The sequence below is a fragment of the Streptomyces sp. NPDC093586 genome, from assembly GCF_044764905.1.
Lineage (GTDB): Bacteria > Actinomycetota > Actinomycetes > Streptomycetales > Streptomycetaceae > Streptomyces.
Genome location: NZ_JBIWJA010000042.1, coordinates 21,847 through 47,761 on the forward strand (window position 1 = coordinate 21,847; position 25,915 = coordinate 47,761).

Below are 25,915 nucleotides of genomic sequence, written 5' to 3' on the forward strand. Positions count from 1 at the left end.
CGCCGGGAGCTCCCGCCCGCTCCGGCCGTCCGGCCGCCACAACAACAGCCCCGGGGCGGCCACCCCGGGGCTGACTTCTTGCTCTGGACCTTCTGGGAGGCCCTGATGAATCGCAACTCCATCGTACGCACCGTCTACGCCCCCTCCGCCGACCTGCCGGTCAACACCAACTGGCGTGACCGCAGTGCGTGCCGCGAGGAGGACCCCGAGCTGTTCTTCCCCGTCGGCAACACCGGCACGGCGCTCCTGCAGATCGAGGAGGCCAAGTCGGTGTGCCGCAGGTGCCCGGTCCTGGAGCGCTGCGCCTCCTGGGCGCTGGAGATGGGCGAGGCCCACGGCGTCTGGGGCGGGATGAGCGAGGACGACCGGCGCCGCATCAAGCGCCGCGCCGCCCGCAACCGCACCAAGGCTGCCTGATCCGGTCTGGCGGCTGCCTGATCCGCCCGCACCGGCCGCTGCACCACGGCGGCCGGGACGGGCGGTGACGGGGAGCCGGACAGCCCGGACCGACAGTCGAGGGAGGACCTCATGGGCACGACGATGACCCCGCTCCAGCCCGGCACGGAAGCCACCGCCCAGGCGTGCGCCTTCGCGATCTTCGGCACCGACATCCCGCCGATCGACCCGGAGGACTACGACGGCAGCTGGCGCACCACCCTCCACGTCATCGCGGAGGAGTGGGTGGGCGAGGGCCGCTTCGAGCGGCACGCCGCCCGCACCGCGACCGCGCTCAACGAGCTGTTCGCCACGCAGCAGCGGTACGGCGTCGGTTCGCCCCAGGCGCTCACCGCGGGCACCGCGCTCCAGCCGCTGATCGAGCGGTGCCGGCACTTCGGCATCACCACCGCCGACCTCGAGCGGCACGGCGCGCAGTTCCCCGAGAGCTGACTTCGCGCCCGCCCGGCGGGAGCCGCATCGAGTTTCGAGCCCGCCCCGTGACGCTTCGCGAGTACGGTCGCCCGCCCTCCGGGCCGCCGGCCTTTTCGTGCGCGCGGAGCGGGTAGAGCCGGTGCCAGTTTCGTGATCAGCCGACCGCACCGACCGCCGCTTCGGGAACGCGCCGCCGCGTTTCGGGAGCAGCCCCCGCCGTTTCGCGCGCGCCCTGAACGACCCCCTCCGGAGGCCCCCATGACGCTCACCGACTGGCCGCACACTGCGGCCGAACCCGACCCCGAGACGGCTTCGCCGGCCGCCGTTTCGGGAACGCCCACGCCGGTTTCGCAGACGGCCGGCACCGTTTCGGAGACGGCGGAGTTCGTTTCGGGGACGGAAAGCGGAACCGGAACGAAGCCCTCCCCGGCGAAGCTGACCGGCACCCAGAAGTGGACGGCCGGCACGATCGTCGCCGCCGCGCTCGTGCTCGCGGGCATCGGCCTGTACCTGTCCTTCGAGCATGTCGCGGTCTTTGCCCACGAGGAGCTCCGCTTCGCCAGCCTGGGCAAGGGCCAGCTCTTCGCGGTCGGCGTCGACGTCGGCATCATGGTCATGATCGCCGTCGACCTGCTGATGGCCTGGCTCAAGCGCCCCATCAGCTGGATCCGCTACCCGGTGTGGCTGCTGACGGCCGCCACCGTCGTCCTCAACGCCGCGTCCGGCGCCCCCGAGGGGGCCTGGAAGCTGCTGGACTACGTCGCGGCCGGCGCCCACGGCGTCGTCCCGGTCCTCTTCATCATGGTGGTGGAGCTGGGCCGCACCTCGATCGACCGCGTCGTCCGCCCTGACCAGGCCGAACGCGACTCGATCCCGTGGCTGCGCTGGATCCTCGCCCCGGTCGCGACGGCACGGATCTTCCGCCGGATGCGGCTGTGGGGCGTCACCTCCTACCCGGAGATGATCCGCCGCGACCAGGAGCTCATCGCCTACGAGCAGTGGCTCAAGCGCAAGTACGACGGCGACATCTCCGAGGCCACCGAGGACGAGCTGCTGCCGATGAAGATGGCCCCCTACGGATACACCGTCACCCAGGCCCTGGCCATGCCCGACGAGCAGGAACAGGCAGCTCAAGAGCGTGCGGAGGAGGCCGAACGGCGGCGCCTGGACGCGGAGACGCGCAGCGAGGTCGCCAAGGCGGAGTCCGAGGCCGAGCGGCTGCGCGCCAGGGGCAAGGTGGAGCTGGTCCAGGCGGAGGTCGACGGCCAGACCGGTCAGGCCCGCGCCCACGCCCGAGCCCAGGTCAGCGCCGCAGAGCGGGCCGCCGAGCTGGAGCAGCAGGCCCTCGACAACGCCGTGGTCGCCGAAGCCCGCGCCCGCGAGGCGGAGGCGGAGCGCAAGGAGGCCCAGGAGCGCAAGGCGGCGGCCGCCGCCGACCTGGAGAAGGCCGAGCTCGAGCGGAAGGCCGCCGAGCAGCGCCGGGCGGCGGCCGAGGCCGACAAGGTCGCGGCTGCGGAGGCCGGCGCGATCGAGACCGAGCGGATCGCGCTGGCACGCCGGACGGCGGCCGCCGCGGACCTGGAGGCAGCCGAGCTGGAGCGCCAGGCCGCGCAGAAGCGGAAGGAAGCGGCGGAGGCCGACCGGGTCGCCGTGGCGGAGGCACAGGCCATCGAGACCCAGACCATCGCCGAAGCCCGTCAGGCCGCTGCCGAAGCCGACCGGCGTGCCGCCGAAACGGAGAAGGCCGCTGCCGAAACGCGGCGCGCTGCTGCCGAAGCCGACCGCAAGAAGGCGGAGGAGGACCGCCGCCGGGAGGCCGCTCTCGCCGACGCCGCGCGCGCCAAGAAGGAGGCTGCCGAAGCCGAGCGGGCTGCTGCCGAAACGCGGCGGGTCGCTGCCGAAATCGAGCGGCGCGCGGTCGAAGCCGAGGACGCCGCGAAGCTCAAGCCGCGCGAGCGCGCGGTCCGCAAGGTCGCCCGCATGGCGCTGGCGGCCGGCCTCGTCCCCGACGGCAAGGACCTCGCCGACGTCCAGCGCGAACTGTCGGAGCTGGTGTCCCTCGCCGACGTCCAGGGCGGCCTGAGCATCTCCTCCCCCGGCACCGCCTCGGAGTACCGCCAGGAGGCAGCTGAGCTGCTCGTCGGCGGCTACCGCCCGGAGCAGTGACCTGCACGAACCGCGGTTTCGACGGTTCCACCGGCCCCCGAGACGAAGACAGCGCCTCGGGAGCGCGGTGAAGGCGCCGAAACGCCACCACAAAGCCTCCCAGATCGCCCCCGCCCCGAGAAGGAGAACCCCACTCATGGATATCAACGCCCTGTTCACCGATGAGGGCCTGCGGGCCTTCACCGCCACCGTCCGCGACCAGCACGTTCGTGACGCCCAGCAGTACGGGCAGATCGCGGACATCGTGCGCCGGCGCCTGGAGCAGACGCCGATCGAGGGCGACCGCTGGATGTCCAAGAAGCTCCGCGCCTGGAAGGTGTCGCGGCAGCTCAAGGCCATGCAGAAGGCGTCCGGCGAGGCCGCGAGCAAGGCGGAGGCCCTGTACGCGACCTACAAGAACGAGGTCCTGGAGCTCCCCCAGCGCAGGGCCGCGGCGGAGACCCGGAAGCTGGAGCGCAAGCAGGGCAGGCAGGCCGCCCTGGGCGCCGCCGTCGCCAAGTCCCTGGACAAGACGGTGACCGCGCTCAACACCCCCACCGAGCAGGCCCCGGGCACGGTCCCGCAGGCGAGGCCGGCGGAGTTCGTGACCCCGGACAGCCCCTGGAACCAGTGGCCGATGGCGGCCGGTGGTGAGCGGCCGACCAGCACCATCAACGACTACTTCGCGAAGGGAGAGGGGCAGTGACGACGCCTCGGCAGACGCAAAACCGCGCGAAGTTCTGGAACGCGCGGGTCGCCGAGGCCACGACCGACCAGGAGCGGGCCGGGGTCTGGTACGACGCGTGCCGGACCCTGGCCCGCCAGGCCGAACGCGACGGCAAGCCGAACCTGTGGCCCGCGCTTACCAAGACGCTCCACGACTTCTACAAGAACAACGGAGGGTGACGAAGTTCTTCTTCATCACCGCCTCCTCCTCGCCGCCTGGAGCACCTCAAGGCGCGCGCGTGTCGTGCGCGCGCGAGGGTGCCCCAGGCGGTGACCGTCTGTCAACTCCGAGAGGGAGACGTCATGGCCGACGACGACGGCCCGAACAACCTGATCCACTTCCCCCGCGTGGGCTACACCGCCCCGGCCGAACCCCCCGCGGAACCCCCTGCTTCGGCCCCGGCCGACGTGCCGTTCGCCGCCCCCGCAGACGCCTCCCCGGCCACGCCCGAAGCGTTTGCACTCGCGATGCGAACCGACCCGATGGGCGTCATCGCGACCCTGCCCGAGCCCGGTCTCGGGGCCCCGTTCGCCGCCGACTCGGAGCCCGCCTCAGCACCCTCCGCGGCGCCCGCGACGGCGGGCACGATGGTCCCGGCGACCTTCCGTTCGGAGGGCGCGCAGCCCGCCGCGCCGCGCCTGGGATCGCTGTCCCTGGCGGCGATCCTCGCGGTGTCCCTGGCGGCCATGCGCGGCATCCACTCCGCCGTCGCGGCGGGCCGGGCGAACCGGGAGCAGCGCGAAGCGGTCGCGAAGACCGCGAGTACCGCCAAGGACGGCTCCTCGGGGGGCGGTTCGAAGAAGCAGGTGCAGCCCAGCCACGAGTACGGCCGCAAGACCCTCCAGCGCGGCCCTGGCGGTCTGGGAGGCCGCTCCGGCGGCTCGGGTCCGGACAGGTCCGGACGGGGCGGCAGCGGGCCGTACAGCGGCTCGGGCGGCCGGGGACGCGGCGGGTCGACGACCCGCTCGCCCAGCGGTTCCGGCGGCGGTGGTGGCGGGCGCGGACGCGGCCCGGGTACCGGCTCGGGCGGCGGCGGCCGCACCACCTCGCCGAACAAGAACAGCTCCGGAGTCACCCCGCTCAAGCGCACCTCGCAGGGCGGCGGCGTGAACCTCAAGAAGAACCGCGGCCCCGGATCGTCCGGCGGCTCGGGAAGCTCCGGAGGCTCCAGAGGCAGCAAGGGGCCGAACAACAGCGGCGGCGGAGGCGGAAGGAAGAACCGCGGCCCCGGCAGCGGCGGCGGGTCCGGCTCCCCCGGGGGCGGCGGCTCCACCACGAACCGCAAGCGCGGGCCCGGCAGCACCGGGTCCGGGGTCGGCGGTTCGTCCGGCGGCCTGGGCAAGAAGCGCGGACCGGGCTCCGGGGCGGGGACCGGCAAGGGAACGGGCCCCGGCACCAAGAGCCCCGGCAAGGGCACGGGTTCAGGCGGGAAGACCACGCCCGGCACGACCAGCTCGAAGGGGACTGGTACCGGCAAGGGCACGGGGACCGGCCCCAAGAGCGGCACGAAGGAGTCGCCGCGCGGCACGACCGGCCCGTCCGGGATCCTGCGCAAGAAGCCCGGCACCACCACCTCCGGCACCGGTCCGAAGACCAAGCCGAAGGGGAAGGGCAGCAGCGGCGCGGGCACCACGGCGCCCGGCAGCAAGCGCGGCGGCGGGAAGAAGGGCAAGACCCGCTCCGGCAAGGGCGGGACGATCCCGGCCCCGGTGCCCACGGCGCCGGGCGGGAAGTCCCGCAAGGGCAAGAAGCTCAAGCTCACGCCGGGGATCGCGCATGGCACCATGGCGGCGTCGGACACGTACGGCTGCCGGTGCCGCAAGTGCCGCCGCTTCGACCGCGAGTACGGCAAGAAGATGGACGCGGCCCGCAAGGCCGCCGAACGAGGTCGGACCACCTTCGGTGAGGCCGTGCACGAGACCGCGAGCAAGCGGCTCAAGCGCCGCCGCAAGAAGATGGGGCCGCCCATCGTCACCAAGGTCAAGGTCAAGAAGCCGAAGAAGAAGGCCGGCCCGAAGACCAAGACCACCAAGCCCGGCAGCACCACGCCCGCCGGTCCCGCCGCGAAGACGCCGGCCCGCCGCACGCCCTGGTCCACGGCCAAGGCACGAGCCCGCAAGCGCGCCCGGATGCGCACCACCACGGTTCCCGGGCCCCGCCCGGCACCGACGACCGGCACGACCACACCGGCCCCGCCGCCGGGCCCGCCCGGCCCTCCGGCAGCTGCACCGGCCCCGGCCGCTGCGGTCGCCGGGGCCACCACCGCCCCGGCCCCGCCGGGCGGCGGCCCGGTGCCGGGCACCGACACCGGCACGCCGCGCCTGTCGCCGCTCGAGGCGCTGGGCATGGCGACGGCGGTGTCCGCTCCGGCTGGTCCCATCACGGTCGAGCGGGCCGACTCCCCCGGGTCCGGCCCGGCCACGTCCGGCGGGGGCCTTCCCACCGGCACCTCGAGCACGAGCACGAAGGAGAACAGCGTGAGTGACGCCTGGCTGACGAAGTGGGGCAGCGGCAGCGTCGCGGACATGGACGCCCAGCACCAGACCGAGGTCACCCTCGACGACACGCTCGACGTCCTGGAAGAGCTCACCGAGCAGTCGTTCAAGGCGCACGAGACCTGCCGCAAGCTCTCCGAGAAGGCACGGCAGATCCGGCACGAGCTGGACGAACTCGCCGCCGACCTGCGCTCCACGCACAACGTCATCGGCCGCATGACCGGCGCCGCAATGGCCAAGCTCGCGGAGTCCATGGAGCTGCTGGCCCGCAAGGCCGACGAGATGTCCACCAAGTCCCTGACGGCGGCGGAGCTCTCCGAGAGCGCGGAGAACGCGATGTTCGACGCCTACCGGCCCCTCCAGCAGGCCACCGAGGACGCGGGCCTGGCCGTGCCCGCCGCCCGCATCCACAACGAGAACTGAGAGGAGATCACGTGAGCGACAACCTCCCCGCCATCCCGGGCATGAACAACGGCGTCGCCAGCACCGGCGGCGCCAGCAGCGGCAACGGCTTCCTCGCCCTGGCCGGCCGGACCGCCAAGCTCGCGGCCTCCGCCCTCTTCCTCAAGGAGGGCATGCACCTGCTCCGCTCCCACATGCAGGCCAACGCCAACGCGGCCATGCGCCTGTCGGAGATGTGCGGCCAGGCCGAAGTCGAGCCCCGGTTCACCTCGATGATCGAGGACACCTCCGCCGCCCTCACCGCGGTCGCGGAGGCGTCCGGCGAGATGGTCAACGCCGCCGACGCCGTCGACACCGACGCCCGCGGCTTCAACAACGCGCACGACCGGGAGTACCGCCCCGGCTACGAAGCCTCCAACGGCTCCGGTGTGCGGCAGGCCAAGCCCGGCTTCTACCGGCGCACCGGCCGCCGCTGACCCACCCCACCCCGCGCCAGCAGGGGCCGGGCCCGCACGCCGGGCCTGGCCCCTGCTGCCACCTGCCCCTGAACGGAGGCTGTGTTGAGCACCATCGACCAGGCGGCGCCGGCCGCCGACACCACCAAGCGCGTCCCGGGCCACGTCATCTACCGGCGCGTCCTGGCCGAACGCACCTCCTACGCCCTCGCGGCAGCCGGGATGGCCGTCGGCCCGCAGCTGGACGACAGCGCCTGGTCCTACCTCGCCTCCGGCGGGGTCGGCCTGGGCACGCTCGCCTGGCTGTACGCGAAGACGAAGGACCCCGACCAGGGCCTGAGTGCCCTCACGCGAGCGCAGCGGGCGATCCCGTTCCTGACGGCCGCCGGCACCTACGTGGCGAACCTGATCACCCCCGGCTTCAACTGGTGGGAGGTCGTCGCCCCGGCCGCGTGGGCATCCCTGATGGGCTGGATGGCGCCGCTCACCCGCAGCGCCGGTCTGGTCCTGGAGCTCACCGAGCACCAGGCGCAGCACGGCGCCGGTCCCGGTGAGCCGCTGACCTACACCGAGTTCCTCGCCGCGAAGTGGCAGCAGGCCACCGGCGACGGAACCCGGCTGGTGTCCATCCAGCCCTACCGCGCCGACCGGCCCGACTTCGAGGCCGTCGTCGTCGCCCAGGCCGGGAAGGCGGTGCCCACTTTCACCGAGGTGCAGCTGGCCGCCGCGTTCGACTTCCCGGTCGGCACCGTGAAGATCCGCCCGATCCAGGGCTCCGGGCCCGGCCGGATGCGGCTGGTCGCCCGCCCCACGACCGAGGACACGGAGGCCACCGCCGAAGGGCTGCGCGGCCTGTGGGAGACCGCGGTCGCCGCCCCGGGCAAGGCCGCCCCCGGCGTCGACCTGATCGACTGGCGGTCCGAGCCGCACCGCATCGTGCTGCTGGTCGCCTCTCCGCCGGGCAAGGAGATCCACCTGCCGCACACGGCGATCTGCTCCGCCTTCGGCATCGACGACCCCTCCCGGCTGGTCATCGAGACCGACGGCATCCGGCAGGGCGTCATCTCCGTCTACAAGACGAACCCGCTAATGAAGGTCCGCAAGGCCACCGTCGAAGACCTCACGATGGACGCCAAGGGCCGCGTCACCATCGGCGTCTGCCACGACGGCAAGCCCGCCCGGATGCGCCTGTGGGATCCCGGACAGGGCGCGCTGCGCGGCATCACCGCCGGCGTCACCGGCGCGGGCAAGTCCGTCCTGCAGAACCTGATCCTCGCCGCGGAGAAGCGCTCCGGCGTCGTCTCCTGGGTCGGCGACGTCCAGGGCGGCATGTCCCTCCCGGAGGCGGAAGGCCGCGTCGACTGGTTCGCCAAGGGCCCGGTGGAGACGCTCCTGATGCTCACGGCCGCGCACGCGGTCATGAAGTACCGCGAGCGGCTCTCCAACGAGATGGGCCGCGGCGACTTCGCCCTCAACAAGCCGTGGCCGCTCATCAACATCACGCTGGACGAGATCAACCGGCTGCTGTCCCACCCGGACGAAGCGATGCGCAAGGCCACCGCCTACCTCATCGCCGACATCCAGAAGACCGGCCGCAAGGTCGGCATCGGCATCCGGCTCGCCGTGCAGTCCCTGCACCTCAAGGACCTCGGCGACGACGACGCGATCCGCCAGCAAGGCAAGGTCGGCGCGCTGTTCCTCATGCGCACCGCCTCCTCCTCCACCAAGGAGATGGGCCTGGACGGCATCGCCCCGGCCGGTTTCCAGATGGAGAACATCCCCGCCCGGATCTACGAGAACGGGCAGATCGAGGCGCTGTTCTCCGGCAAGGACGACGAGGACGGCGAGTCCACCGCGGGCATGGCGTACATGTTCCTCGACGGCCGGGCGAAGTTCATGCGCACCTTCTTCGCGGAGAAGAAGGACGGCGTCTACCCCGACCTGATCGCCCTGTACGGCGAGGACCCGCCCACCGGGCTGACCGAGGGCGAGGCCAAAGCCGCGCAGGCCGGAGCCGCGATCTACGGCGTGAGGCACACCAACCCGTACGCCGACTGCGACACCCTCGCCCAGGCGTTCTCCGACGCCCCCGGCAGCAAGCCGACGGCCGGCACCCCGGCCCCGGCCGCGGACACCAACAGCGGCGAGGCCCCCGCCCCGTCCTTCGAGGCGCCGTTCGGCATCCCGTTCGGCGACAGCGGTCCCGACATCGGGGAGGAGCCCGGCCTCCAGGACCAGATCCTCGAACTGCTCGCCGACGGACCCAAGCAGCTCAAGGAGCTGCGCGCCGCGCTGCCCGGCTTCCAGCCCTCCAGCGTCAGCAACGCCTGCTCCCAGCTCAAGTCGAAGGGCCTGGCCATCTCACGCAAGCGGGGCGTGTGGCAGCTCGCCGACAACTGACCCGCACCCACCACCCACTCACAGAAGGAACCGATACCCGTGGCCCTGTCGATCTCCCTGGTCCTCCTGCTCGGCATCATCGTCGTCATCCTGGTGCGCACCGGCTACCAGCGGATCATGCCGGGCATCGCCGTCTGCCTGTTCGGCTTCTTCCTCGCCAGCACCGGCATCGCCCCCACCATCACCAGCGCCGTGTCCTCCCTCACCGGTTGGATCAGCAGCTTCTGACCCTCCCGATCCCGCCCCACCGAACGAGAAGGAGAACACCCCGATGAACCGCCCCCTGGTCCTGGTGGTCGACGACGCCACCGACGTCCTCGCGGCCAGCCCCGAGGCCCGCGCCCTGGTCGACGAGCTGCTGCGCACCGGCCGCCGGGACGGCCTGGTGGTCCGCTCCCACAGCCGCCAGCGGCTGCAGTACCCCACGCCGGACGTCCTCGAGGACGCCGCCGACCAGCAGTAGCCCCGCCCCGCTCCCTCGCCCCTGCGCCCTCCCCGCCACCACGGCGGGGAGGGCGCCCCGCGTCTGCCCCGAAACGGAGATCACTGTGGCCTTCGACCACATCACCCGCCCGCTGTCCGACTCCGAGGCCAAGGCCGAAGCCGAGCGGATCATCGCCGAAGCGATGCGCCCCGAGCGGCAGTTCCCGACGTCGTTCCGCGACGACACCCCGCTGCCCGCGTACGGCGACACCCCGCCCGTCCATCAGGACGACAAGCGGATCGTCCCGGCCTGGGCGGCCGGTATCGCGGTCGCCTCCATCGGGGTGGGTGCCGGCATCACGGGTGTTGGCTGCGGGGCCTGGCTGGTCCTGCAGGGCCTGGCCTCCGTCACGCTCTACGGCGTGCTGATGGTGACCCTCCCCTTCGCCGGGCTCGCGATGGTTGCCACCGCGATCGGCGGGGCGTTCAGCAAGGCCCGCAAGTCGGTGTCGAAGACGGTCTACGAGGGCCCGGTCGTGCAGAACACGCAGATCAACAACACCAGCAACCAGCGCGGGATGTTCTCCCGCACCCGCAACGACGTCCGCTGACCCGGGCGCCCTGCCTCGTATCCGACACCTCGCCCGCGGGCCGGGGCTCGGGTACGGGACAGGCCGTCCGGCCTCACCGGTCAGTCGTAGTCGATCCAGATACGGCCGTGGTCATCGACCTCGGCACCCCGGATCTGCCCATCGACGATCGCACCGTTGACCGTCACCTCGACCTCGTAGTCCACGTCGATCCACAGCACACCGTCGTCGTCGGTGAACGCGGGCCAGATCGTCCCGTCCGTGTCCACGACCTCTTCGAAGACGACTTCCTCCGGCTCATCGCGGGTGAACCACCCCATCGCAGCCGCCTCCCCTCTCTCCCGGACCCGTCGCTCACAGCTTGGCCCACTCGCACGCTCCGTGAACACCGCATCGACAACAAGGAGTTGCCCCGTGCAGTCCAACGACAACACCGGCCCCGGCCGCCAGGAGCTCGCCTACCTCCCCGTCCCCTCCCCGAAGGAGCCGGCCAAGCCCTCGCGGTTCGCCACCCTGCGCGAAGCACTGCGCGACTGGTGGGACCGCGCCTGGGACATCGACGGCGTCCTGTACGAGATGTGGGACGACGTCCTCAGCGCCCCCGACGACGGCCTGCGCCACATGGCGCCCTGGCTGCGCGTCGTCCTCATGGTCGCCGGGGTCTCCTTCGTCGTGCTGATGGCCAAGGGCGCCGGCGAAGTCATCCTCCAGGCCCTGCACCAGATCCTCACCGCCGTGCCCAAGGTGCAGGTGGGCGTCGACACCTCCAACGGCGTGGCCGCCGTCGTCGATCAGCCGGTGCGCACGTACATCGCCCAGCACTCCGCTGGCCTCCCGGTCGCGGCCTCCACCGTCTACACGCTGTGGCTGCTCACCGGCATCACCGGCCTGGTCCTCGGCTTCCTCACCCGCAACAACGGAGTGCGCGCGATGTGGACGGCATGGGGCGCAGCCACCGTGTTCATGGTCTGGACGGCCACCCCGGACACCAGCCGCCCCGTCGCGGCCGGCCTCGCCGCCCTCGCCTGGACGCTCCTGTCCGCGATCGCCCTGCGCGGCCTGACCCTGCGCCGCCGCGTCATCGGACGCCCGGCCAAGGTCTTCGTCCGGCCCGAGATCCACGTCCCGGTGCCGTACCCGGTCCCGGCCGAGCCCGCCGAACAGCACCCGCACGGCAGCTGCCCCTTCCGGGACTGACCTCCGGTCGTTCCGCCTGGTTCTCGCCCACCCCGTTCCCGGGTGGGCGAGGGCTGGACAGGCCGACCGGCCACCTCGCGCCGCGCCCGCCGACGAACAGCCGGCGGGCGCGGCGCTTGCTGTCCACCGACATCAGGAGGAACCGCTCGTGCTCATCCCCCGCCCCCGCCGCCGGATCGGCCGACCCCGCCCGCAGCGCTCCGGCCCCCGCTACCCGCAGCGCCCCGCCCGGCTCCCCGGTACCTGGAGCAGGTGATGGCCGACCAGGACCAGGACCTGGTCGACGTCGACCTGTACGACCCCGGCGACGGCTCCTTACCGGTCTTCCGGTGGAAGCAGGCGGGGCACGCGAACCTCGCGACCCGCCGCCAGCTGCGGGAGATGGGATTGCGCCCCGGCGGCCAGGAGCCCGTTGCCCGGATCGAATGCCGTGGTGGCAAGCGCTTCGCGTGGCTGTACCGGATCGACCTGGCGATGCCGAAGCTCCCGATGACCCTCGCGAAGGAAGCCGCTCTCGACAAGGCCATGGCCGCACGCCAGACATGCGGCACCTGCCGTCGGCGCTACTTCCACTGCCTCCCTCTGAAGACCTTGGGGTCCTGCCTGGAGTGCTTCGACGGCACGCCCGCTGACCCCGCCTCCTACATCGCTCCCCCGGCCAAGCACCTGCTGGTCGCATGATCCGAGAGGACACCAGCCCATGAGCACCGCCACCCTCGCCGCCTTCACCGAGCCCGACCGCCCCAAGAACCTGCTGATCCGGTTCATCACCGTCGGCGGCTCGTACGTGGACGTCACCGGCCACGGCAAGCACTCGGACAAGAACCGCTGGAACTGCCACGGCTGCGGAGACTCCTCCGACCGGCCCGAGGAAGACTTCCTGTTCCGCATCCGGCCGGACGCCAACAACCACGCCGCCAACTGCCGCGCCATCCCGCTGCGGTGACCGCCCGCCATCTGCGCCGTGCCCTGCTGCTCGCCGCCGCCGTCCCGCTCGCCGCGGCGACGGCCGCCGCCGTGCTCAAGGCCGGCCACTGGCGGCTGTACGCCGACCGGCACCGCATTGAGCTGACGCCCCGGCCCCGCCGCTCCTGCCCCGACTGCCGGGGCGCGGGCGGCTGGTGGGGCGGCGGCGCGAACCCGGAGATGGAGGCGTGCGGCTGCTGGTCGGACCGGCGCGAGCTGCGCGTCCGTCTCTGGCCCGTCCCGGCCTGGCCGTACGGGCCCCCGTTCTGAACGACCCGACCCCGGCCACACCGGCCGGGGTCGGGACCGCCAGGTGGCCGCGCATCGGCAAAGGGCCGGCCACCCCGCTCCCTCACCCTCTTCGAGGTCAGGAGACCTCCAGCATGCATCGTCCCGCCGCCTTCGCCGCCCTGCTCGGACTGACCCGCGCCGCCAGCGCGATCGGCGACTACTGGGTTAACGCGGCGAAGGCCGTGTTCACCTTCCTCCGTGTCTCGCTGGCCGCCGGGAACCCGCGCTCGGCGCCTGTCCGAGGTTCCGCTCGTGTGTCTCGGTTGCGAACGTCGATGTCGCGACGCAAGGTGCACTCCTGCGTGTGATGTTGTGGCGGCACGACGTCGTCTGTTGTGTTCGCTGCGTTGGCTCTCGTGCTGCTGCGCCGAGGCGGGTTCACGTCCTATCCGCGACGAAGCTGACGCCGATAGGCCATCTCGTAAGCGATGCTCTTCCAGCCACGGCGCTGGAAAAGCAGCCTGAGCAGGCCCGGCTCCCCCTTGCGTCGATGCAACGCGCCGGAGCGGAGATCCCTGACCCAGTCGATGCCATCGGCATCTTGGAACTCCACTGCCGCTGGCCATGACTTCTCACCACCCAAATGCCGAGGAGATCGAGCGGTGACTTCCTCTCCCGGGCGGATTGCTCCTGCTCCCAGGCCAACGGGCTCCAGGACGTCGCCGGCCAAGCGAACAAGCATCCGGGCGTGCACCACGGGCCGCTCCGCTGTGTTCAGCACGTAGATCTTGTAGGACTCGTTGTCGACCATCTCAGACCAGCAGATCACCTTGAGGGCTTCCTGGCGTTCCTCTTTCCGGCGGTCACGCAGGAGGATGTAGAAGCCCAGGAGGAGCGACCCGCTGGTCAGGATCGCGCTCACCCACGTGGGGACAGTTCCCCAATTCCATTCGGCCACGACCGAAGTATTGGAGACGTGACCGAGAGACAAACGCAGTTTGAGGTTGATCTGAGGCCAGCCTCTTCCAACCTGCATCAGGAGCGGGTGAGGGGGATGACGCCCTTGCCATCGACCCCTTGATCTTGGTTCGGAACTGGAACGGGGGACGTACGGCTGAACGTGCTCGGCTCGCGGCGGAGCCGCTGGAGCTCGTCGTCCTTGGCGGCCAGTATGGACAGGAGTAGCCGGTGGCGCTCCTTGAGCTGCGTGAGCTCGGTGTGGGTGCGGGCGAGTTTGCCGGTGAGTCGCTGGTTGAGATCACGCAGCCGGGTGATGCGGGCCTCGCGCGGGTCGGGCTGCTGGCCCGCCACCCAGGCGGCTGCCCGCCGCTTCTCGAACTCGTCCTTGAGGTGGCCCCAGGTCCGATAGAGGGATGCGCGGGAGATGCCCGCCTCGCGGGCGAGCGTCTTGACGTCGCAGGCGCCGCCGGGCGGGATCTGCCCGGCCAGCAGCCGGTCGATGGCCGCGCGGATGCGCCGTTCGATCTGGTCGCGCTGCTGGTGGCTGACTGCCATGTCATTGGGCCTTTCCGGCTGCCGTGTCGATCTCTTCGAGAACTCGCATGGACCGCTCTTGCTCGGCCCGCAGCCGGTCCTTCTCCGCGAGCGGGATCCGAGGGCTGGCCAGCAGGACGGCGCCGTTGTCGGCTGTGGTCTGCCAGACGGAACGGTGAACGATGTGGTGGGTGGCCTGCGGGCAGCGGGAGCTGTCACACAGCCCTGTCAGCGGAGCTGCGGCGGACCTGGTGCCGGCGAGCTTGAGACACAGTGCCTTCGCCGGGTCCTCGAACCAGCAGTAGTTCGCCGCGGACAGGTGCAGGACCGACGCCTTCTTCTTCAGCAGCAGCTCGATCTGCCGGTCGGTGACCACCTTCGCCGGGCCCGGCTTGTGGTCGGCCAGTTCCTTCTCGACGGCGCGGAAGGAAGCCAGCAGCGCGTCGGCTCCCGGGCCGGCGGGCATCTGGCCCTGTTCGAACTGCCGGTATGCCTCGACGGTCCGCTTGAGCTTCTCCTTCGCCTCCTCCGTCTTCCACTCGTGGTGGAAGACGGCCTGGGCGCCGCCCGGCCTGCCTAATGGTGGAGTCGGGTATTGGAACTGTCCGAATGCCTCTCCCTGTGCCTGTCTGATCACGAGCTCCATTCGTCGCAGTACTCGATGTGGATCTCGCGCGCCTCGCCGAGGATGCCGTCGTTGGAGTGGAGCTCCGTGCAGAAGTACGGGTAGTTCGGGTGGATGGGGACGTAGCCGGGCCCGTCGCGGGCGACGTCGAGGAAGTGCCGGGCGGTCTCCTTGAACACCTTTGTGCTGCCGGTCATGAACAGGGTCTCGGCATGGAGGTGCTGGTGAAACAGGTCCCGGTTCTCCTGGTAGTGCCGTGCCTCGTAGTCGACCACGACATCGCTTTCCAGTGCTGAGTCGGGCAGGGTCACAGTCTGCGGACGGCCTAGGCCGAGACGTCTGCGGATCTCTTTCCAGCGTGCTGGTGCGAACTGCAGCGAGTGATGCAGCAGTACGAGATCGAGCTGTCGTGTCGCGTCCTCCGGCAGCTCGCGGGAGGGCGGCTGGTTGCCGCGCATCGGCAGGTGGATCAGCGCGCGCGGTGACGTGGCCGCGAGTACCCATAGGCCACCGATCCGGCGTGCGGCGTCCTCGTCGAGGTAGGCGTCCAGGTGCCGGTCGTGATCGATGAGCACCGCGTGGGGCAGTGGCTGAGCAGGGCGGATGACCTTGAACTCCGTTGCCCCGAGGCGTGCGTGGTGGATGATGACGGGCAGTCTCATTGGTTCTCCGAGACACGTTGGCTGACGTCAGCGGCGTAGGCCGCCCAGTCGCCGGCCGATGCCTTCTGCCACTGGACGGCGACCTTGATGTGGACGCCGAGCATCCGGGCGAGGATCGCGGCGGGAAGCTCGGTCGCGAGGGTGAACAGTGCGGTGGAGCGATCCTGTTTGGGTCGGATCCCGATCTTGTGGAGACGGATGCCGATCTGGCTGTCGGTGAGAGGGCGCCCTGGATGGCCGCCAGGGAACAGCCAGGGGCAATCGTCCGGAGTGCCGATCTTGGCCTTGCCGCGGCGGGTCGCGACGAGCTCACGGACCAGGCTGGCCAGCGGTGCGGGGAGGACGACGGGGGACCTGCCGAATGTGATCGTGACGGTGTCGCCGTCGATGTGGACGTCGCCGACGGTGAGCTGGCTGATGGTGGCGATCTTCTGTGCGTAGAGGATCAGTAGCAGTCCTGCGACGCGGTCCGGGGTAGCCAGCGTGTCGTCGTTGAGGAGGCGGCGGGCATCGGCCCAGCGTTTCTCGCTGTCGATGGTGCCGATCGGACCGGTCCAGCGGACGGTGCCGTAGGTCAGGCCGTGGGCATGTCGGTGCTGTACCGACCAGCGGACGAAGTGGCCAGTCTCGTCGCGGTAGCTGACCGTGGAGTCGGCCATCCAGCGTTCCAGGTCCGTCTGGGTGCAGGTCCCCAGCGTGAGCCCTTCACCGGTGAGCCAGTCGAGGAAGTTGCTCGCCGCGGTGACGTGGCAGCGCACGTTCAGGTCCTGGAGCCGGGTGGCATGCTCTTCGCCGAGGCGGCGCCGGAATCGGCGCAGGTGGTGCCAGACCGCGTAGCCGTGCAGGATCCGGCGCTCGGCGAGGTCGCCGCGGGCCTGGATCGTCGCAGTGATCCATTTCTCCAGGGCGATGAGGCGCTCGTCGCGCGGCGGTAGGGCTCCAGTCGCGACCAGGACACTGCGCAGGTGGGCCAGCACCTTGCCCGGGGGCAGTTCGTCGAGGACCTCGTGGGTGACGGGCCGCTCGTCGCGTCCTATGCGTTCCAGGAGGTCACGGGCCTGGGAGCGGGAGACCCAGGCGAAGGCGACGTCCGGGCGCTCGGAGCTCGTCAACGCCATGTGAAACGGGGTGAGTTCAGCCCGAATGGCCCCGGTGGCGTCGCCGAGGATGTCGCGTACTCGCTGATCGAGGACGCATCGCTGGCAAGGACGGGTGCTGAGCTGCCAGGTGACGGTGCAGACCGGGCAGCGGCCCCAGAAGTCCGGATCGGGGTTGGTGCACTTCGCGCACAACGGCGCCTCCCAGGTGCCGCTGCGGGCCTGGGCGACGGTGCCGCAGTTGCTGCAGGCCACCCATCGCTGCTGGCAGCGGTCGCACCAGGGCTGGCCGGTGGCCCTGGACATGTCGCAGAGCGCCGTCCGCCCGCAGATGCCGCACTCCGCGGTGATCCTCGGCCGGCAGTTCTGGCAACGCGGGCCGTCAGGCAGCCGGTTCGCGACGGGCTTGCGGCGGCCGCAGCCGACGCACTCCTCCAGGTTCGCGGGCTGTCTGATCATGCAATTCGGACACAGCGGCCGCCCCTCGGAGTCGCGGGTGGCGGGTTCACGCACGGCGCCGCAGCCGGAGCAGGCAACGGCCGCGTGGCGCGCAAAGCAGGCCCGGCAGATCCTCTTGCCCTCCAGCAGTTTGGATAGTGCCTTCACTCGGTCGCAGCGCGGGCAGGCTGGCTGGACCACCTTGGTCGCCCCGGCCTCGACGAGTTCATTGATGAACCGGAGGGCAGCAGGGGTGGGGGCTTCGTAACCGGCCCCGGTCAGCAGCTCGGGGCGGGCAACGACGGCCCAGGCCAGGCGGCGTTGCCCGGCGGGCCGGACGGTGGCGCGTCCGAGCGCGGCCAGGACCGCGTCGGTGTCGAGGGCGGGATCGAAGCCCGTGATCAGCTCGGTGAGTTCCCGCAGCGGATCGCCGTCGGTGTCAGGGCAGTTCGCGCAGCGGGGCTCGCCGTTGCGGTCCCGGCTGGTGACGCGTCGTTCTTCGTGACAGCCCGCGCAGACGGCCGGCTTGTCGAAGCAGGGCGAGCATCCCCACCGTCCTCCGGTGCTGCTGCCGACGTAGCGGCATGCGCGTCCGCACTCGCCGCAGCGGGGCAGTGCGACGTTCTGGGCGCCAGCGTCGTGCAGGGCCATCAGTAGTTTGGCGACGCAGTAGGGCGCCGGTGGCTGTCCGGTCCGCAGCAGCGAGGGGTCATCGTGCAGGGCCTGGGCGAGACTGCGGCGACCGGCTCGTGCGCGTACGACCGTGAGGACGATGTCGCGGACGTGCTCGGCGGACAGGTGCTTTTCGACGTTTCCGACCAGCCGCACGACCAGGCCGACCGGATCCGCGAGGACCTCGTCGGCGAGACCGGTCACCGGTCAACTCCACTGATCCGGGCCCGCCGAGGCCGCAGGTCACCGACTCCTTCGGAGACCGAAGAACCGCCTGCGGCGGCCTTCTTCGGCTTCGCTGCGGAGCCGGCCACGGCGATGGGTTCGATGAGGTCGTCCATGGTGCAGTCGAGGATGTCGAGCAGGGCCATGAGGATCTTCAGGCTGAGTCGTTCGGGCCGTTCGACGACGAGCCGGTAGACCTGGCTCGAGGACAGGCTGATGCCGCGTTCCTTCAGGGGCGGGATGAGGTCGGTGGTGGAGAACATCCCGCGGTCCGCCATGATCCTGCGCAGGTGCCAGTGGTAGTCGAGCTTGGCGGCCATCATCGGGTCCTTCCTCGTCAGACGCCGGCGAACGCCGGGGCCAGGGCCTTGCTCAGGGCAGTGTTCATGAAGTCGTCGCTGACGTGCGTGTAGATGGCCGTGGAGCTGTCGCACTCGTGACCGACCTGCTGCTGGATGAAGCGCCGGTCCACCCCGTCCTCGGTCAGATGCGTGACGTAAGAATGACGAATTGAGTGCGGAACTAGTTCTTTTGGGAGCTTTAGGGCATCCCGGTATGCCTCGAACCGATCGTTGATCGAGCTCGGCTGCAGGCGTCCCCCGCGTTCGGTGATCCACAGAGCCGGGTGATCGGGGAATCCGAAGCCTGGCCGGACGTTCTCGACGTAGTCCTCGACCGCCTCGACAGCCCAGTCCATCACCGACAGCACATTCCTCCGTCGCGGCGGCTGGCCCTTCTTCGCCTTGCCGTAACGGACGTTGAGCGTGCCATACCGGCCGAACTGGCGAGCCTTCGGGTTCCGTCCGAAGTCAACCACGTCCAGCTTCGACGTCTCGGTCCGGCGAAGACCCCATCCGTAGATGACCTTGAAGAGGGTGGCGTCGCGGTAGGCCGCGAGGGCGCCCTTGCGCTTGGACTTCACGGCGCGTGCGACCTGGTCGTCGGCGTAGTCGAGGAACCGCTGCAGTTCTTCGCGGGTGAACGGCCTCGCTTCCGGATCACCTTCGTAGTCCTGCAGGTGGGGCAGGGTGTTCCACTCGTGAGCGATCGCCACCGGGTGGACGCCGAAGGCTTCCTCGCAGGCAGGCCCCCAGCCGTAGCGGCCGTCGATGAGGAACTCGGTGAACAGCCGGATGTCGCCCTGGTAGCTGCGGATCGTGGACGGCGCCAGATGCTTCTCGCCCGTCAGCGTGGCGGACCATTCGTCCATGTGGGCCGGCGTCCACTGCCACGGGTAGTCGTTCGCGAACTCAAGGAACCGGCGGACGAGCCGTTCCCTGGGGTCGATCGTCTCGTCCTTCAGGCCGCGCGACTTCTGCTGAGCCCGCCAGCCCCGCAGCATCGCGTCGAACATCGCGTCCTCCGGATGCAGCTGAACCACCCCGGACACGAGCTCCAGACGAGCCGCCCCGGCCAGGGCCAGCTTCTGCTGATGCACCACCTCAGACCATCCCTTCTGGAGGGCAGATCATGCATCAAACAGGATCACCTCAGCAACATGCCTGCTCAGGCCGCTAGTTCGTAGTAACGTCGGAGACCGTGAAGCTGGCGCCATGAGCTGGCGACCTGCGACTTCTCGTCCATCTGATGCAATTCCCGAGGGTCGAGGTAGACCTCCGTGGTGACCACGCTGGAGTGCCCCAGCAGGTCCCGCAGGATCAGCAGCGGATCGGCTTTCAGCAGGTAGAGCGCGAGCCCGGACGCATCGCCGGTCGCGGCGGCGAGCTGGGCGGCCTGCCGGTAGTGGCCCTCGACCAGCTTCTCCAGGGTGGCCATGGCGAAGGTGTGCCGGCACCGGTGCGGCGCGACATCCGGGAACCGCGGCTCGAAGCGCTCACGGATCCGGCGGGCTGTGCGGCGAAACAGCGTGCCCCAGTCCACGAACGGCCGCCCGTTGTAGCTCAGCGCCAGCAGCAGTGAGCCTCCCTCCGGGTTGACCAGCCGCAGCCGTTCCTCCGGCCGAAGCGCCGCCCAGCGTGTGCGTCGGCCGTTGACCCGGCCGCCGTAGAAGTCCGCCTCCTCCACCACGAGCGGCCTCTGCGGCCGCCACGACCCTTGCGACATCTCCCTGTCCAGGGCGATGTATGAGTGGACCGCCGCCAGCGAGGCGTAGTCGATCCAGGTCGTGCGGAACTTTCGCCCCTTGGCCGCCAGTTCCGGGACCGTCCACGGGATCGGCACCCCGGTCGGCTCGGCGGGCAGCGGCGGAACTTCATGAACCAGCAGGTGAGTGAACTCCCGGCTCCGCATCCCGGTGCCCAGCACCAGACCACCCACCGCCACGTTCCGCCCCGGGAACCGGCCGCGGAACGACGCGTCCTCCAGCCCGTCCGGGCCCAGCCCGGCTAGGCCGTAGCGGAATAGACCGGCGAAGTCCGACTCCAGATACTGCACCTTCACGTGCGGCTTCGGCCGCCGCAGCCGGGCCCGGTTGTGCCGGGTCTCCACCAGCCGGCCCTGCACCATCCGCTTGCCGGTGGCCACCGTAAACGGCACAGCCGCGGCCAGGCCCTCCCCCTCGGCCCAGTCGTAGAACCGGCTCAGCGCCGTGACCTGCAACTCCCACGACGAGAACTCCAGCCGCTCGTCCAACGGCCCCGACAGCCGACGGTCCGCGTACGTACCGAGCGCGGCCACCAGCTCCTGCCGCGTACCGAACACCGAAACACGGTGCCGCCGCAGATGCATCAGCCAGTCCCGGGCCGCCAGCGCATACGCCCGCCACGAATTCGGCGACGGCGCCCCGCTCGACGGCAGCGTACGAAGCCAGGCATTCACCGCCCGCGTCGCCCTGGGGCCGCCCTCGTCCTCGAACAGGAAGTCGTCGTCGAACAGCACCGGCATGCGCTCGGGGATCAACGGTTCGCCATCGAGCCCCCAGGACTGCCAGCCCTCGGCAGAGAAGAAGTGCACCAACACGCGGCGGGACGGTACGTCCGCGACACGACCCTCATCAACTGCTAACCCCACGTCTGATCAACGGGAGTTGAGGAATGTGAGACACGCCAAGAAAGCAGCGACAATCTGGGTCCAGAACGACTTCTGCGCCCGAGTGAAGGGCGCCTCCGACGACGCCCCGGTCACGTACGAGGACCCGGCCACCAAGGAGAAGACCACCCACGGCACCGCCGACGGCCGCAAGGCGTGCCTGCACCACTGCCTCACCTACACGGCCACGCAGGCGATCGTCGCCGGACTTGGAGCCCGCGCACTGGGCATCCGGGTCCACCCCGGCGCGGCCGCAGCCGCGCTCACGCTGTCCTTCGGCACGCACTACATCGCGGACCGCCGGGTGCCGGGCCACGGGGTTCTGGAGAAGCTCGCCGACAAGACCGGCAAGACCAACTTCTACAAGCTGGCCTCGCACGGAATGAACGGCGCCTTCCACCTCGACAACTCCTGGCACCACGGCTGGGAGACCGTCGCCGCGCTTATCGCCACGACCAAGGCGACCACCCGGTGACCGGCCAGCCCCGGACGCGACTGGAACGCGTACGCGCCTCGGTCGGGATCGCTTCGCTGGCCCTCCAGCAGATCGAGGACGACCTTCGCGCCGACGACGTCGACCAGGAGGAGCTGGCCGCGATCCTGCGCGAGCTCATCGAGGACACCGACCCGCCCGGCGGGTTCATGGCGGCCGTCGCGCAGCTGCTCACCGCCGCCGCGCGTCGTGCCGAGCAGGTCGAGCCCGACCGCGACGGCGACGCATCGTGCCCCCTGCATGAGGCCGCCGCCCTGATCACCGACAACGCCGGGCAGCGCCTCATCTGGGCTGCCCGCGCCCTTCACCCGCAGCAGGGAGGCATCTGATGGCGAGCGCGAAGGCGACGAACCCGCCCCGCGGGGAGTGCACGCAGTGCTGGTTCCACGCGTACGCCAGCCGCGAGGCCCACGCCAGGCTCGGTCCGCGTGAGGACTGCCCGCAGTGCGTGGACCACATGAAGAACGGCCACCCCGACCACATGATCGTCCGCTGACGCCGCTGCGCGAAGCCCCCGCTCTGCTCACCGCCCACGTCGGGCAGCGCCCCATCCGGGCTGCCCGGCGCCCTCACCCGCAAGGAGATCTTCATGACCGAGCTGATCTACCCGCAGATGCCCGAGCACAGCCTGGTGGTCCTGATCGGCCCGTCCGGCGCCGGAAAGTCCACGATCGCGCGCACCTGGCCCGCCTCCCAGGTCCTGTCCCTGGACGCGCTGCGCGAGGTCGCCAGCGACGACGCGGGCGACCAGGACGCGACCGGCGACGCGGTCGCCGCCCTGCACCTGCTCCTGCTCCTGCTCCTGGAGGCGAGGATGCGACGCCGGCTGTTCACCGTCGTCGACGCGACCAACGTCACCAGGTCCGCCAGGGAGCCGCTGATCGCCGCCGCCCAGCGGAACGACATGCTGCCCATCGCGGTCATGGTCGCCACCCCCGGCAGCGTCTGCATCGAGCGGCAGGGCCCGCGGCCGGCCAACCGCACGGTGCCCGAGGATGTGGTCGTCAAGCAGCACCAGGCCATGGTCGCCTCGCACCGGACCCTCAAGGCCGAAGGGTTCTCCGAGATCGTCTTCTCCGACAGCCTCTACCGGCTGCTGCCGTTCCTGGAGCGCCTGAGCGAGACCCGGCAGGCCGACCTCGGACTGGACGGCAGCGCCGGCCTCGGTGACCTGAACCTCGTATCCCGGGTATTCGGCGAAGAGATCCTGCCGCTGTGGCAGTGGAAGCCCGGCTCGAACGTGGCCGACGGCGACCGTGTCGCGGAGATCCGCCTCGGACAGCAGTACCTCACCCTCGCCCTGCGCACCGACGTCGACGGCGAGGGCGACGTCGGGTTCGACGTGCTGGTGCCGTGCCCGCACGACGACGAATGCACCGGCCGCGCCTGGGTGCCCGCCTACAGCGTCACCTGCCTGTTCCGCGCGCTCAACGGCGACCTGGACGACGACGAGGACATCGTCTGCACCGCCCACGGCCCGAACAACGGCGACGACCAGGACGACGACCTCGAGGCGCAGGACCTCGAAGTGATCCACGGCTGACGGACCTCCGTGCCGCCCCGACCCCGCCACAGCGCCGGGGCCGGGGCGGTCGCGGTGGTCCCTCACCACCGCGATCACGAGAGGAGATGGACGTCATGGCCCAACCCCCGTACTACGAGGTCGACGTCCCCATACGGAGCACCGAGACGCCCACCCTGCGCGGGGTGCACGTCTTCACCGGCTGGGCCGACAGCCGCGACGCGGCCGTGAAGGCCGCCCACGAGGTCTACGACGCGGCCCGCGCCGCAGCGGAGGCCGGACGCGAGATCCCCCACGGGCGCCTGGACGGCTGGTCGGCCTGCGGATACCGGCCCGGCTGGGAGCTCGACTGGCCCGCCGCGAAGGCCGGCCCCTGGAGGAGCCCGTACAGCTGGCTCAACTCCAAGCCCTTCGAGATGTAGCTCTGCCCCGGGACAGCCGCACGTGCTTGGCGGCTTCGACGGCTGCCCCGGGCCCACCCAACCCGTACAAGACGAGAGGGAGATCCTCAGTATGGACTCCGTTCTGCGTGCGCAGGGCCGGATCGGCTCGCGCACCCTCCTGATCACCAGCGCCGCCCTGCCGCTGACCGGCTGGGCGATCCACGCCGCCGCGCTGCACAAGCAGCTCGCCGCGACCCGCAAGGACCCGCTGACCGGCCTGCTGCGCCGCGACGCCTACACCGCCCGTGCCCGCCGGCTCCTGGCCCGCCACGGCGACGACACAACCGTGGTCATGGTCGACGCCGACAGGTTCAAGGAGATCAACGACGGCCTCGGGCACGCGGCGGGCGACACCGTCCTCGCGTCGATCGCGGCCCGGCTCACCGCTTGGGCGGGCCCGCGCGCCGCGGTCGGCCGGCTCGGAGGCGATGAGTTCGCCGTGATCCTGGAGCTGCCCGCCGAACGCCGGGAGCAGCGCCTCGCGCAGCTGGTCCGGATGCTGCACACCCCGGTCGCCCTGGACGACGGCCGCACGGTCGACGTCGCCGCCTCGGTCGGCGCCGCGACCCCGGACGTGATCGGCGCACGCGACCTGACGCGCCTGCAGAGGGCGGCCGACGCAGCCCTGTACGACGGGAAGCACTCCGGGAAGGCGATGCTGGCGACCGCCGCGCACGCCGCCACGCCGACCGTCAACGGGCGCCGCGCGGGCAGGCCGGGCACGGCCGTGTGGGGGCGAGCGGCATGAGCGCGGCCCTTCCGCCGGCGGCCGACTGGATCCGCGGCATCAGCGTCAAGCAGCCGCACGCCGCCTGCCTCCTCGCCGGGGCCAAGACGATCGAGAACAGGCCCCGGGCCTGGTCGTGGCGCGGCTGGCTGCTGCTGCACGCGAGCCAGCAGACCGACCGGCCCGCCCTGCGCGTACCGCTGATCGCCCGCACGATCCGCGGCCGCGACCTGACGACCGGCGCCGTGATCGGCGTCGCCCGGCTGACCGGCTGCCACCAGGACCCGGACGGCTCCCCGCCCTGCACCGAGTGGGCACAGCCCGGAGCGTGGCATCTGGAGGTCAGCGACGTCCAGGCCCTCGCCCTGCCGATCCCGGCACGCGGGCAGCTCGGACCCTGGCGACCTACCGAGCACCTGGTCGCCCAAGTCCTCCAGCAGCTCCCGCACCTGCGGCCGTGACCGCCCGGCGCCGCCATCTGCGCGCGGTGCCGACACCGCCGGAGCAGCCCGTGGCGCCGGTCCAGCTCCTGAACTGGCGCCACTACTCGCACTTCGGCCCGCCCGCACCGTGCGTGCTGTGCGGCACCACCACCCCGCTGAGGTCCCACGCCAAAGAGCCCGTGCACAAGGTCTGCGCGGAGTTCTGGAACGCGGCGCACCCCGGCGAGATGCGGTTCGTCTCCGACCCGCCCAAGGGCGGCGGGACGACCGACCACGCCTGAACTCCTCACCTCCACCTGGAGGCCCCCATGAGCAGCACCCAGCCCGACGTCGACCGCGCCCTCGCCTATCCCGAGCCGCCGGCCTCGCCGCTCTGGCACCGCCGCGGCCCGAAGGCCCGGCCGCTCACCCCCGCCCAGCAGCGCCGCAACCGCGAGCTCCTCGACCTCGCGCAGCGCTCCCCCCGACCCCGCTCCACCAAGACCCTGGCGGAGGCCAGCTGATGAACCCCCAGACGCACCTGGCCATAGACGGCTACGTCGACGCGATCCCGGCCCCCGGCACCGGCTGGGGCACCACCCGCTTCGACCTGATCCACTCCCCCGCCGACGCGGACCGGATCGCCCCGGACACCGTGTACGCCTGCACCACCGGAGACCCGCGCATCGCCGACGTGCTGCTGCGCGAGATCCAGCCCGGCGACCTCGTACGCGTCACCGGCACCCTCACCCAGCCCGACGACCCCGAGGCCCCCGCCCACGTCACCGTCGACGGCCTGGAGGTCCTTGAGGCCGCCCCGGCCTCCGTGCTCTACGACCTCGTGCTGGAGCGGTTCGGGAACTACGTCGTCGTCTTCGACGCCGACCGCGACCAGGTCCCGGTGTTCACCGCGTCCGGCCGCTGGGTCGGCGAGGCCGCCAACTCCGACGCGATCGGCGGCCTCATCGAGGCCTACGAGGAAGGCGGCCTGTGATGACGACCGCCGCTCCCGCGCAGCGCACCGTCCTTGAACGGTTCCCCGCCGGCCACCCCCGCGGGTCCTGGCCCGCGGACGAGTACGCCGCCGCCCAGCGCGCCCAGGGCATCGACGCCCGCGTCGTGATGGACCTGGTCAGTGACGAGTTCCTCGTGGTCGCCGGCGCCTCTTCGCAGTAGCCCTTGCACACACAGCGCCGCACCCGCCCT

At 71.2% G+C, this 25,915-nt stretch carries 36 protein-coding genes; 27 read left to right on the plus strand and 9 right to left on the minus strand.

Features of this window, described 5'->3' with window-relative positions:
- Positions 1-105 precede the first annotated feature (105 nt).
- The 11 genes from ACIRFH_RS30755 (at position 106) to ACIRFH_RS30805 (ending at position 10,528) form a co-directional block, all read left to right on the plus strand.
- Positions 106-417 carry a WhiB family transcriptional regulator gene (locus ACIRFH_RS30755; RefSeq protein ID WP_403527903.1) on the plus strand — a complete coding sequence of 104 codons (312 nt, stop codon included), beginning with the start codon at positions 106-108 and terminating at the stop codon, positions 415-417.
- A gap of 111 nt (positions 418-528) precedes the next feature.
- The gene (locus ACIRFH_RS30760; RefSeq protein ID WP_403527906.1) at positions 529-888 is read left to right on the plus strand and encodes a hypothetical protein; all 360 of its coding nucleotides are present in this window, start codon (positions 529-531) and stop codon (positions 886-888) included.
- A gap of 240 nt (positions 889-1,128) precedes the next feature.
- Entirely contained in the window at positions 1,129-3,036 is a 1,908-nt protein-coding gene (locus ACIRFH_RS30765; protein ID WP_403527908.1) for a DUF2637 domain-containing protein, read from the plus strand.
- Between the two features lie 136 nt (positions 3,037-3,172).
- Entirely contained in the window at positions 3,173-3,721 is a 549-nt protein-coding gene (locus tag ACIRFH_RS30770; protein WP_403527911.1) for a hypothetical protein, read from the plus strand.
- Entirely contained in the window at positions 3,718-3,921 is a 204-nt protein-coding gene (locus ACIRFH_RS30775; protein ID WP_403527914.1) for a hypothetical protein, read from the plus strand. The genes ACIRFH_RS30770 and ACIRFH_RS30775 overlap by 4 nt, the downstream gene beginning before the upstream one ends.
- A gap of 123 nt (positions 3,922-4,044) precedes the next feature.
- The gene (locus ACIRFH_RS30780) at positions 4,045-6,660 is read left to right on the plus strand and encodes a hypothetical protein (RefSeq protein WP_403527917.1); all 2,616 of its coding nucleotides are present in this window, start codon (positions 4,045-4,047) and stop codon (positions 6,658-6,660) included.
- Between the two features lie 11 nt (positions 6,661-6,671).
- Positions 6,672-7,115: a conjugal transfer protein TraB gene (locus ACIRFH_RS30785; RefSeq protein WP_103545700.1), complete on the plus strand. Its 444-nt coding sequence runs from the start codon at positions 6,672-6,674 to the stop codon at positions 7,113-7,115.
- Between the two features lie 84 nt (positions 7,116-7,199).
- On the plus strand, positions 7,200-9,494 hold the full coding sequence (locus ACIRFH_RS30790; protein ID WP_403527921.1) for a hypothetical protein: 2,295 nt from the start codon (positions 7,200-7,202) through the stop codon (positions 9,492-9,494).
- A 39-nt stretch (positions 9,495-9,533) separates the two neighbouring features.
- Complete coding sequence (locus ACIRFH_RS30795) at positions 9,534-9,722, plus strand: hypothetical protein (protein WP_029380917.1); 189 nt, start codon at positions 9,534-9,536, stop codon at positions 9,720-9,722.
- A 43-nt stretch (positions 9,723-9,765) separates the two neighbouring features.
- The gene (locus ACIRFH_RS30800; protein WP_403527924.1) at positions 9,766-9,957 is read left to right on the plus strand and encodes a hypothetical protein; all 192 of its coding nucleotides are present in this window, start codon (positions 9,766-9,768) and stop codon (positions 9,955-9,957) included.
- An 85-nt stretch (positions 9,958-10,042) separates the two neighbouring features.
- Entirely contained in the window at positions 10,043-10,528 is a 486-nt protein-coding gene (locus ACIRFH_RS30805) for a hypothetical protein (protein WP_403527927.1), read from the plus strand.
- Between the two features lie 80 nt (positions 10,529-10,608).
- Here ACIRFH_RS30805 and ACIRFH_RS30810 read toward each other — a convergent pair whose 3' ends face one another.
- On the minus strand, positions 10,609-10,827 hold the full coding sequence (locus ACIRFH_RS30810) for a hypothetical protein (RefSeq protein ID WP_403527930.1): 219 nt from the start codon (positions 10,825-10,827) through the stop codon (positions 10,609-10,611).
- Between the two features lie 94 nt (positions 10,828-10,921).
- On the opposite strand from ACIRFH_RS30810, the gene ACIRFH_RS30815 reads away from it, so the two are divergent.
- From ACIRFH_RS30815 to ACIRFH_RS30835, 5 genes are all read left to right on the plus strand, one after another.
- Entirely contained in the window at positions 10,922-11,704 is a 783-nt protein-coding gene (locus tag ACIRFH_RS30815) for a hypothetical protein (protein WP_403527933.1), read from the plus strand.
- A 255-nt stretch (positions 11,705-11,959) separates the two neighbouring features.
- Positions 11,960-12,385 carry an RRQRL motif-containing zinc-binding protein gene (locus ACIRFH_RS30820; protein WP_403527936.1) on the plus strand — a complete coding sequence of 142 codons (426 nt, stop codon included), beginning with the start codon at positions 11,960-11,962 and terminating at the stop codon, positions 12,383-12,385.
- A gap of 19 nt (positions 12,386-12,404) precedes the next feature.
- Positions 12,405-12,650, plus strand: coding sequence for a hypothetical protein (locus ACIRFH_RS30825; protein WP_031066242.1), 246 nt, complete (start codon positions 12,405-12,407; stop codon positions 12,648-12,650).
- Positions 12,647-12,940, plus strand: a complete 294-nt coding sequence (locus ACIRFH_RS30830; protein ID WP_333743635.1) for a hypothetical protein — start codon at positions 12,647-12,649, stop codon at positions 12,938-12,940. The genes ACIRFH_RS30825 and ACIRFH_RS30830 overlap by 4 nt, the downstream gene beginning before the upstream one ends.
- A 113-nt stretch (positions 12,941-13,053) precedes the next feature.
- Positions 13,054-13,269, plus strand: a complete 216-nt coding sequence (locus ACIRFH_RS30835; RefSeq protein ID WP_403527940.1) for a hypothetical protein — start codon at positions 13,054-13,056, stop codon at positions 13,267-13,269.
- A 77-nt stretch (positions 13,270-13,346) separates the two neighbouring features.
- Here the strand turns inward: ACIRFH_RS30835 and ACIRFH_RS30840 are convergent, their stop codons facing one another.
- The 8 genes from ACIRFH_RS30840 to ACIRFH_RS30875 form a co-directional block, all read right to left on the minus strand.
- Positions 13,347-13,859, minus strand: coding sequence for a hypothetical protein (locus tag ACIRFH_RS30840; protein WP_403527942.1), 513 nt, complete (start codon positions 13,857-13,859; stop codon positions 13,347-13,349).
- A 77-nt stretch (positions 13,860-13,936) separates the two neighbouring features.
- Complete coding sequence (locus ACIRFH_RS30845) at positions 13,937-14,416, minus strand: hypothetical protein (protein WP_403527945.1); 480 nt, start codon at positions 14,414-14,416, stop codon at positions 13,937-13,939.
- Between the two features lies 1 nt (position 14,417).
- Positions 14,418-15,032: a hypothetical protein gene (locus ACIRFH_RS30850; RefSeq protein ID WP_403527948.1), complete on the minus strand. Its 615-nt coding sequence runs from the start codon at positions 15,030-15,032 to the stop codon at positions 14,418-14,420.
- On the minus strand, positions 15,029-15,682 hold the full coding sequence (locus tag ACIRFH_RS30855; protein ID WP_403527950.1) for a hypothetical protein: 654 nt from the start codon (positions 15,680-15,682) through the stop codon (positions 15,029-15,031). The genes ACIRFH_RS30850 and ACIRFH_RS30855 overlap by 4 nt, the downstream gene beginning before the upstream one ends.
- Positions 15,679-18,093: a site-specific integrase gene (locus tag ACIRFH_RS30860; protein WP_403527953.1), complete on the minus strand. Its 2,415-nt coding sequence runs from the start codon at positions 18,091-18,093 to the stop codon at positions 15,679-15,681. Before ACIRFH_RS30860 ends, ACIRFH_RS30855 begins: the two co-directional genes overlap by 4 nt.
- The gene (locus ACIRFH_RS30865; protein ID WP_403527956.1) at positions 18,090-18,437 is read right to left on the minus strand and encodes a helix-turn-helix domain-containing protein; all 348 of its coding nucleotides are present in this window, start codon (positions 18,435-18,437) and stop codon (positions 18,090-18,092) included. The genes ACIRFH_RS30860 and ACIRFH_RS30865 overlap by 4 nt, the downstream gene beginning before the upstream one ends.
- Before the next feature lie 14 nt (positions 18,438-18,451).
- On the minus strand, positions 18,452-19,555 hold the full coding sequence (locus ACIRFH_RS30870) for a tyrosine-type recombinase/integrase (protein ID WP_403527959.1): 1,104 nt from the start codon (positions 19,553-19,555) through the stop codon (positions 18,452-18,454).
- A 65-nt stretch (positions 19,556-19,620) separates the two neighbouring features.
- The gene (locus ACIRFH_RS30875; RefSeq protein ID WP_403527962.1) at positions 19,621-21,033 is read right to left on the minus strand and encodes a site-specific integrase; all 1,413 of its coding nucleotides are present in this window, start codon (positions 21,031-21,033) and stop codon (positions 19,621-19,623) included.
- A 76-nt stretch (positions 21,034-21,109) separates the two neighbouring features.
- On the opposite strand from ACIRFH_RS30875, the gene ACIRFH_RS30880 reads away from it, so the two are divergent.
- From ACIRFH_RS30880 to ACIRFH_RS30930, 11 genes are all read left to right on the plus strand, one after another.
- Complete coding sequence (locus tag ACIRFH_RS30880) at positions 21,110-21,577, plus strand: hypothetical protein (RefSeq protein ID WP_403527964.1); 468 nt, start codon at positions 21,110-21,112, stop codon at positions 21,575-21,577.
- On the plus strand, positions 21,574-21,924 hold the full coding sequence (locus tag ACIRFH_RS30885) for a hypothetical protein (protein ID WP_403527967.1): 351 nt from the start codon (positions 21,574-21,576) through the stop codon (positions 21,922-21,924). The genes ACIRFH_RS30880 and ACIRFH_RS30885 overlap by 4 nt, the downstream gene beginning before the upstream one ends.
- Positions 21,924-22,091, plus strand: a complete 168-nt coding sequence (locus ACIRFH_RS30890; RefSeq protein WP_031066254.1) for a hypothetical protein — start codon at positions 21,924-21,926, stop codon at positions 22,089-22,091. Before ACIRFH_RS30885 ends, ACIRFH_RS30890 begins: the two co-directional genes overlap by 1 nt.
- A 93-nt stretch (positions 22,092-22,184) precedes the next feature.
- Positions 22,185-23,138, plus strand: coding sequence for an AAA family ATPase (locus tag ACIRFH_RS30895; protein ID WP_403527970.1), 954 nt, complete (start codon positions 22,185-22,187; stop codon positions 23,136-23,138).
- Positions 23,139-23,233: 95 nt separating this feature from the next.
- Positions 23,234-23,539, plus strand: a complete 306-nt coding sequence (locus ACIRFH_RS30900; RefSeq protein ID WP_403527973.1) for a hypothetical protein — start codon at positions 23,234-23,236, stop codon at positions 23,537-23,539.
- Between the two features lie 91 nt (positions 23,540-23,630).
- Positions 23,631-24,308, plus strand: coding sequence for a GGDEF domain-containing protein (locus tag ACIRFH_RS30905; RefSeq protein ID WP_403527976.1), 678 nt, complete (start codon positions 23,631-23,633; stop codon positions 24,306-24,308).
- Entirely contained in the window at positions 24,305-24,748 is a 444-nt protein-coding gene (locus tag ACIRFH_RS30910; protein ID WP_365890710.1) for a hypothetical protein, read from the plus strand. Before ACIRFH_RS30905 ends, ACIRFH_RS30910 begins: the two co-directional genes overlap by 4 nt.
- Positions 24,745-25,011, plus strand: coding sequence for a hypothetical protein (locus ACIRFH_RS30915; protein WP_365890711.1), 267 nt, complete (start codon positions 24,745-24,747; stop codon positions 25,009-25,011). The genes ACIRFH_RS30910 and ACIRFH_RS30915 overlap by 4 nt, the downstream gene beginning before the upstream one ends.
- A 27-nt stretch (positions 25,012-25,038) precedes the next feature.
- Positions 25,039-25,233, plus strand: coding sequence for a hypothetical protein (locus ACIRFH_RS30920; RefSeq protein ID WP_403527980.1), 195 nt, complete (start codon positions 25,039-25,041; stop codon positions 25,231-25,233).
- On the plus strand, positions 25,233-25,703 hold the full coding sequence (locus tag ACIRFH_RS30925) for a hypothetical protein (RefSeq protein ID WP_403527983.1): 471 nt from the start codon (positions 25,233-25,235) through the stop codon (positions 25,701-25,703). Before ACIRFH_RS30920 ends, ACIRFH_RS30925 begins: the two co-directional genes overlap by 1 nt.
- Positions 25,703-25,885, plus strand: a complete 183-nt coding sequence (locus ACIRFH_RS30930; RefSeq protein ID WP_403527986.1) for a hypothetical protein — start codon at positions 25,703-25,705, stop codon at positions 25,883-25,885. The genes ACIRFH_RS30925 and ACIRFH_RS30930 overlap by 1 nt, the downstream gene beginning before the upstream one ends.
- Positions 25,886-25,915: the final 30 nt, after the last annotated feature.

Excerpts from the sequence above, each read along its gene's own strand:
- ACIRFH_RS30755 (WP_403527903.1), top strand. The coding sequence starts at position 106 with ATGAATCGCAACTCCATCGTACGCACCGTCTACGCCCCCTCCGCCGAC.
- ACIRFH_RS30760 (WP_403527906.1), top strand. The coding sequence starts at position 529 with ATGGGCACGACGATGACCCCGCTCCAGCCCGGCACGGAAGCCACCGCC.
- ACIRFH_RS30765 (WP_403527908.1), top strand. The coding sequence starts at position 1,129 with ATGACGCTCACCGACTGGCCGCACACTGCGGCCGAACCCGACCCCGAG.
- ACIRFH_RS30770 (WP_403527911.1), top strand. The coding sequence starts at position 3,173 with ATGGATATCAACGCCCTGTTCACCGATGAGGGCCTGCGGGCCTTCACC.
- ACIRFH_RS30780 (WP_403527917.1), top strand. The coding sequence starts at position 4,045 with ATGGCCGACGACGACGGCCCGAACAACCTGATCCACTTCCCCCGCGTG.
- ACIRFH_RS30800 (WP_403527924.1), top strand. The coding sequence starts at position 9,766 with ATGAACCGCCCCCTGGTCCTGGTGGTCGACGACGCCACCGACGTCCTC.
- ACIRFH_RS30810 (WP_403527930.1), bottom strand. The coding sequence starts at position 10,827 with ATGGGGTGGTTCACCCGCGATGAGCCGGAGGAAGTCGTCTTCGAAGAG.
- ACIRFH_RS30820 (WP_403527936.1), top strand. The coding sequence starts at position 11,960 with ATGGCCGACCAGGACCAGGACCTGGTCGACGTCGACCTGTACGACCCC.
- ACIRFH_RS30825 (WP_031066242.1), top strand. The coding sequence starts at position 12,405 with ATGAGCACCGCCACCCTCGCCGCCTTCACCGAGCCCGACCGCCCCAAG.
- ACIRFH_RS30835 (WP_403527940.1), top strand. The coding sequence starts at position 13,054 with ATGCATCGTCCCGCCGCCTTCGCCGCCCTGCTCGGACTGACCCGCGCC.
- ACIRFH_RS30845 (WP_403527945.1), bottom strand. The coding sequence starts at position 14,416 with ATGGCAGTCAGCCACCAGCAGCGCGACCAGATCGAACGGCGCATCCGC.
- ACIRFH_RS30855 (WP_403527950.1), bottom strand. The coding sequence starts at position 15,682 with ATGAGACTGCCCGTCATCATCCACCACGCACGCCTCGGGGCAACGGAG.
- ACIRFH_RS30865 (WP_403527956.1), bottom strand. The coding sequence starts at position 18,437 with ATGATGGCCGCCAAGCTCGACTACCACTGGCACCTGCGCAGGATCATG.
- ACIRFH_RS30890 (WP_031066254.1), top strand. The coding sequence starts at position 21,924 with ATGGCGAGCGCGAAGGCGACGAACCCGCCCCGCGGGGAGTGCACGCAG.
- ACIRFH_RS30895 (WP_403527970.1), top strand. The coding sequence starts at position 22,185 with ATGACCGAGCTGATCTACCCGCAGATGCCCGAGCACAGCCTGGTGGTC.
- ACIRFH_RS30900 (WP_403527973.1), top strand. The coding sequence starts at position 23,234 with ATGGCCCAACCCCCGTACTACGAGGTCGACGTCCCCATACGGAGCACC.
- ACIRFH_RS30905 (WP_403527976.1), top strand. The coding sequence starts at position 23,631 with ATGGACTCCGTTCTGCGTGCGCAGGGCCGGATCGGCTCGCGCACCCTC.
- ACIRFH_RS30910 (WP_365890710.1), top strand. The coding sequence starts at position 24,305 with ATGAGCGCGGCCCTTCCGCCGGCGGCCGACTGGATCCGCGGCATCAGC.
- ACIRFH_RS30920 (WP_403527980.1), top strand. The coding sequence starts at position 25,039 with ATGAGCAGCACCCAGCCCGACGTCGACCGCGCCCTCGCCTATCCCGAG.
- ACIRFH_RS30925 (WP_403527983.1), top strand. The coding sequence starts at position 25,233 with ATGAACCCCCAGACGCACCTGGCCATAGACGGCTACGTCGACGCGATC.
- ACIRFH_RS30930 (WP_403527986.1), top strand. The coding sequence starts at position 25,703 with ATGACGACCGCCGCTCCCGCGCAGCGCACCGTCCTTGAACGGTTCCCC.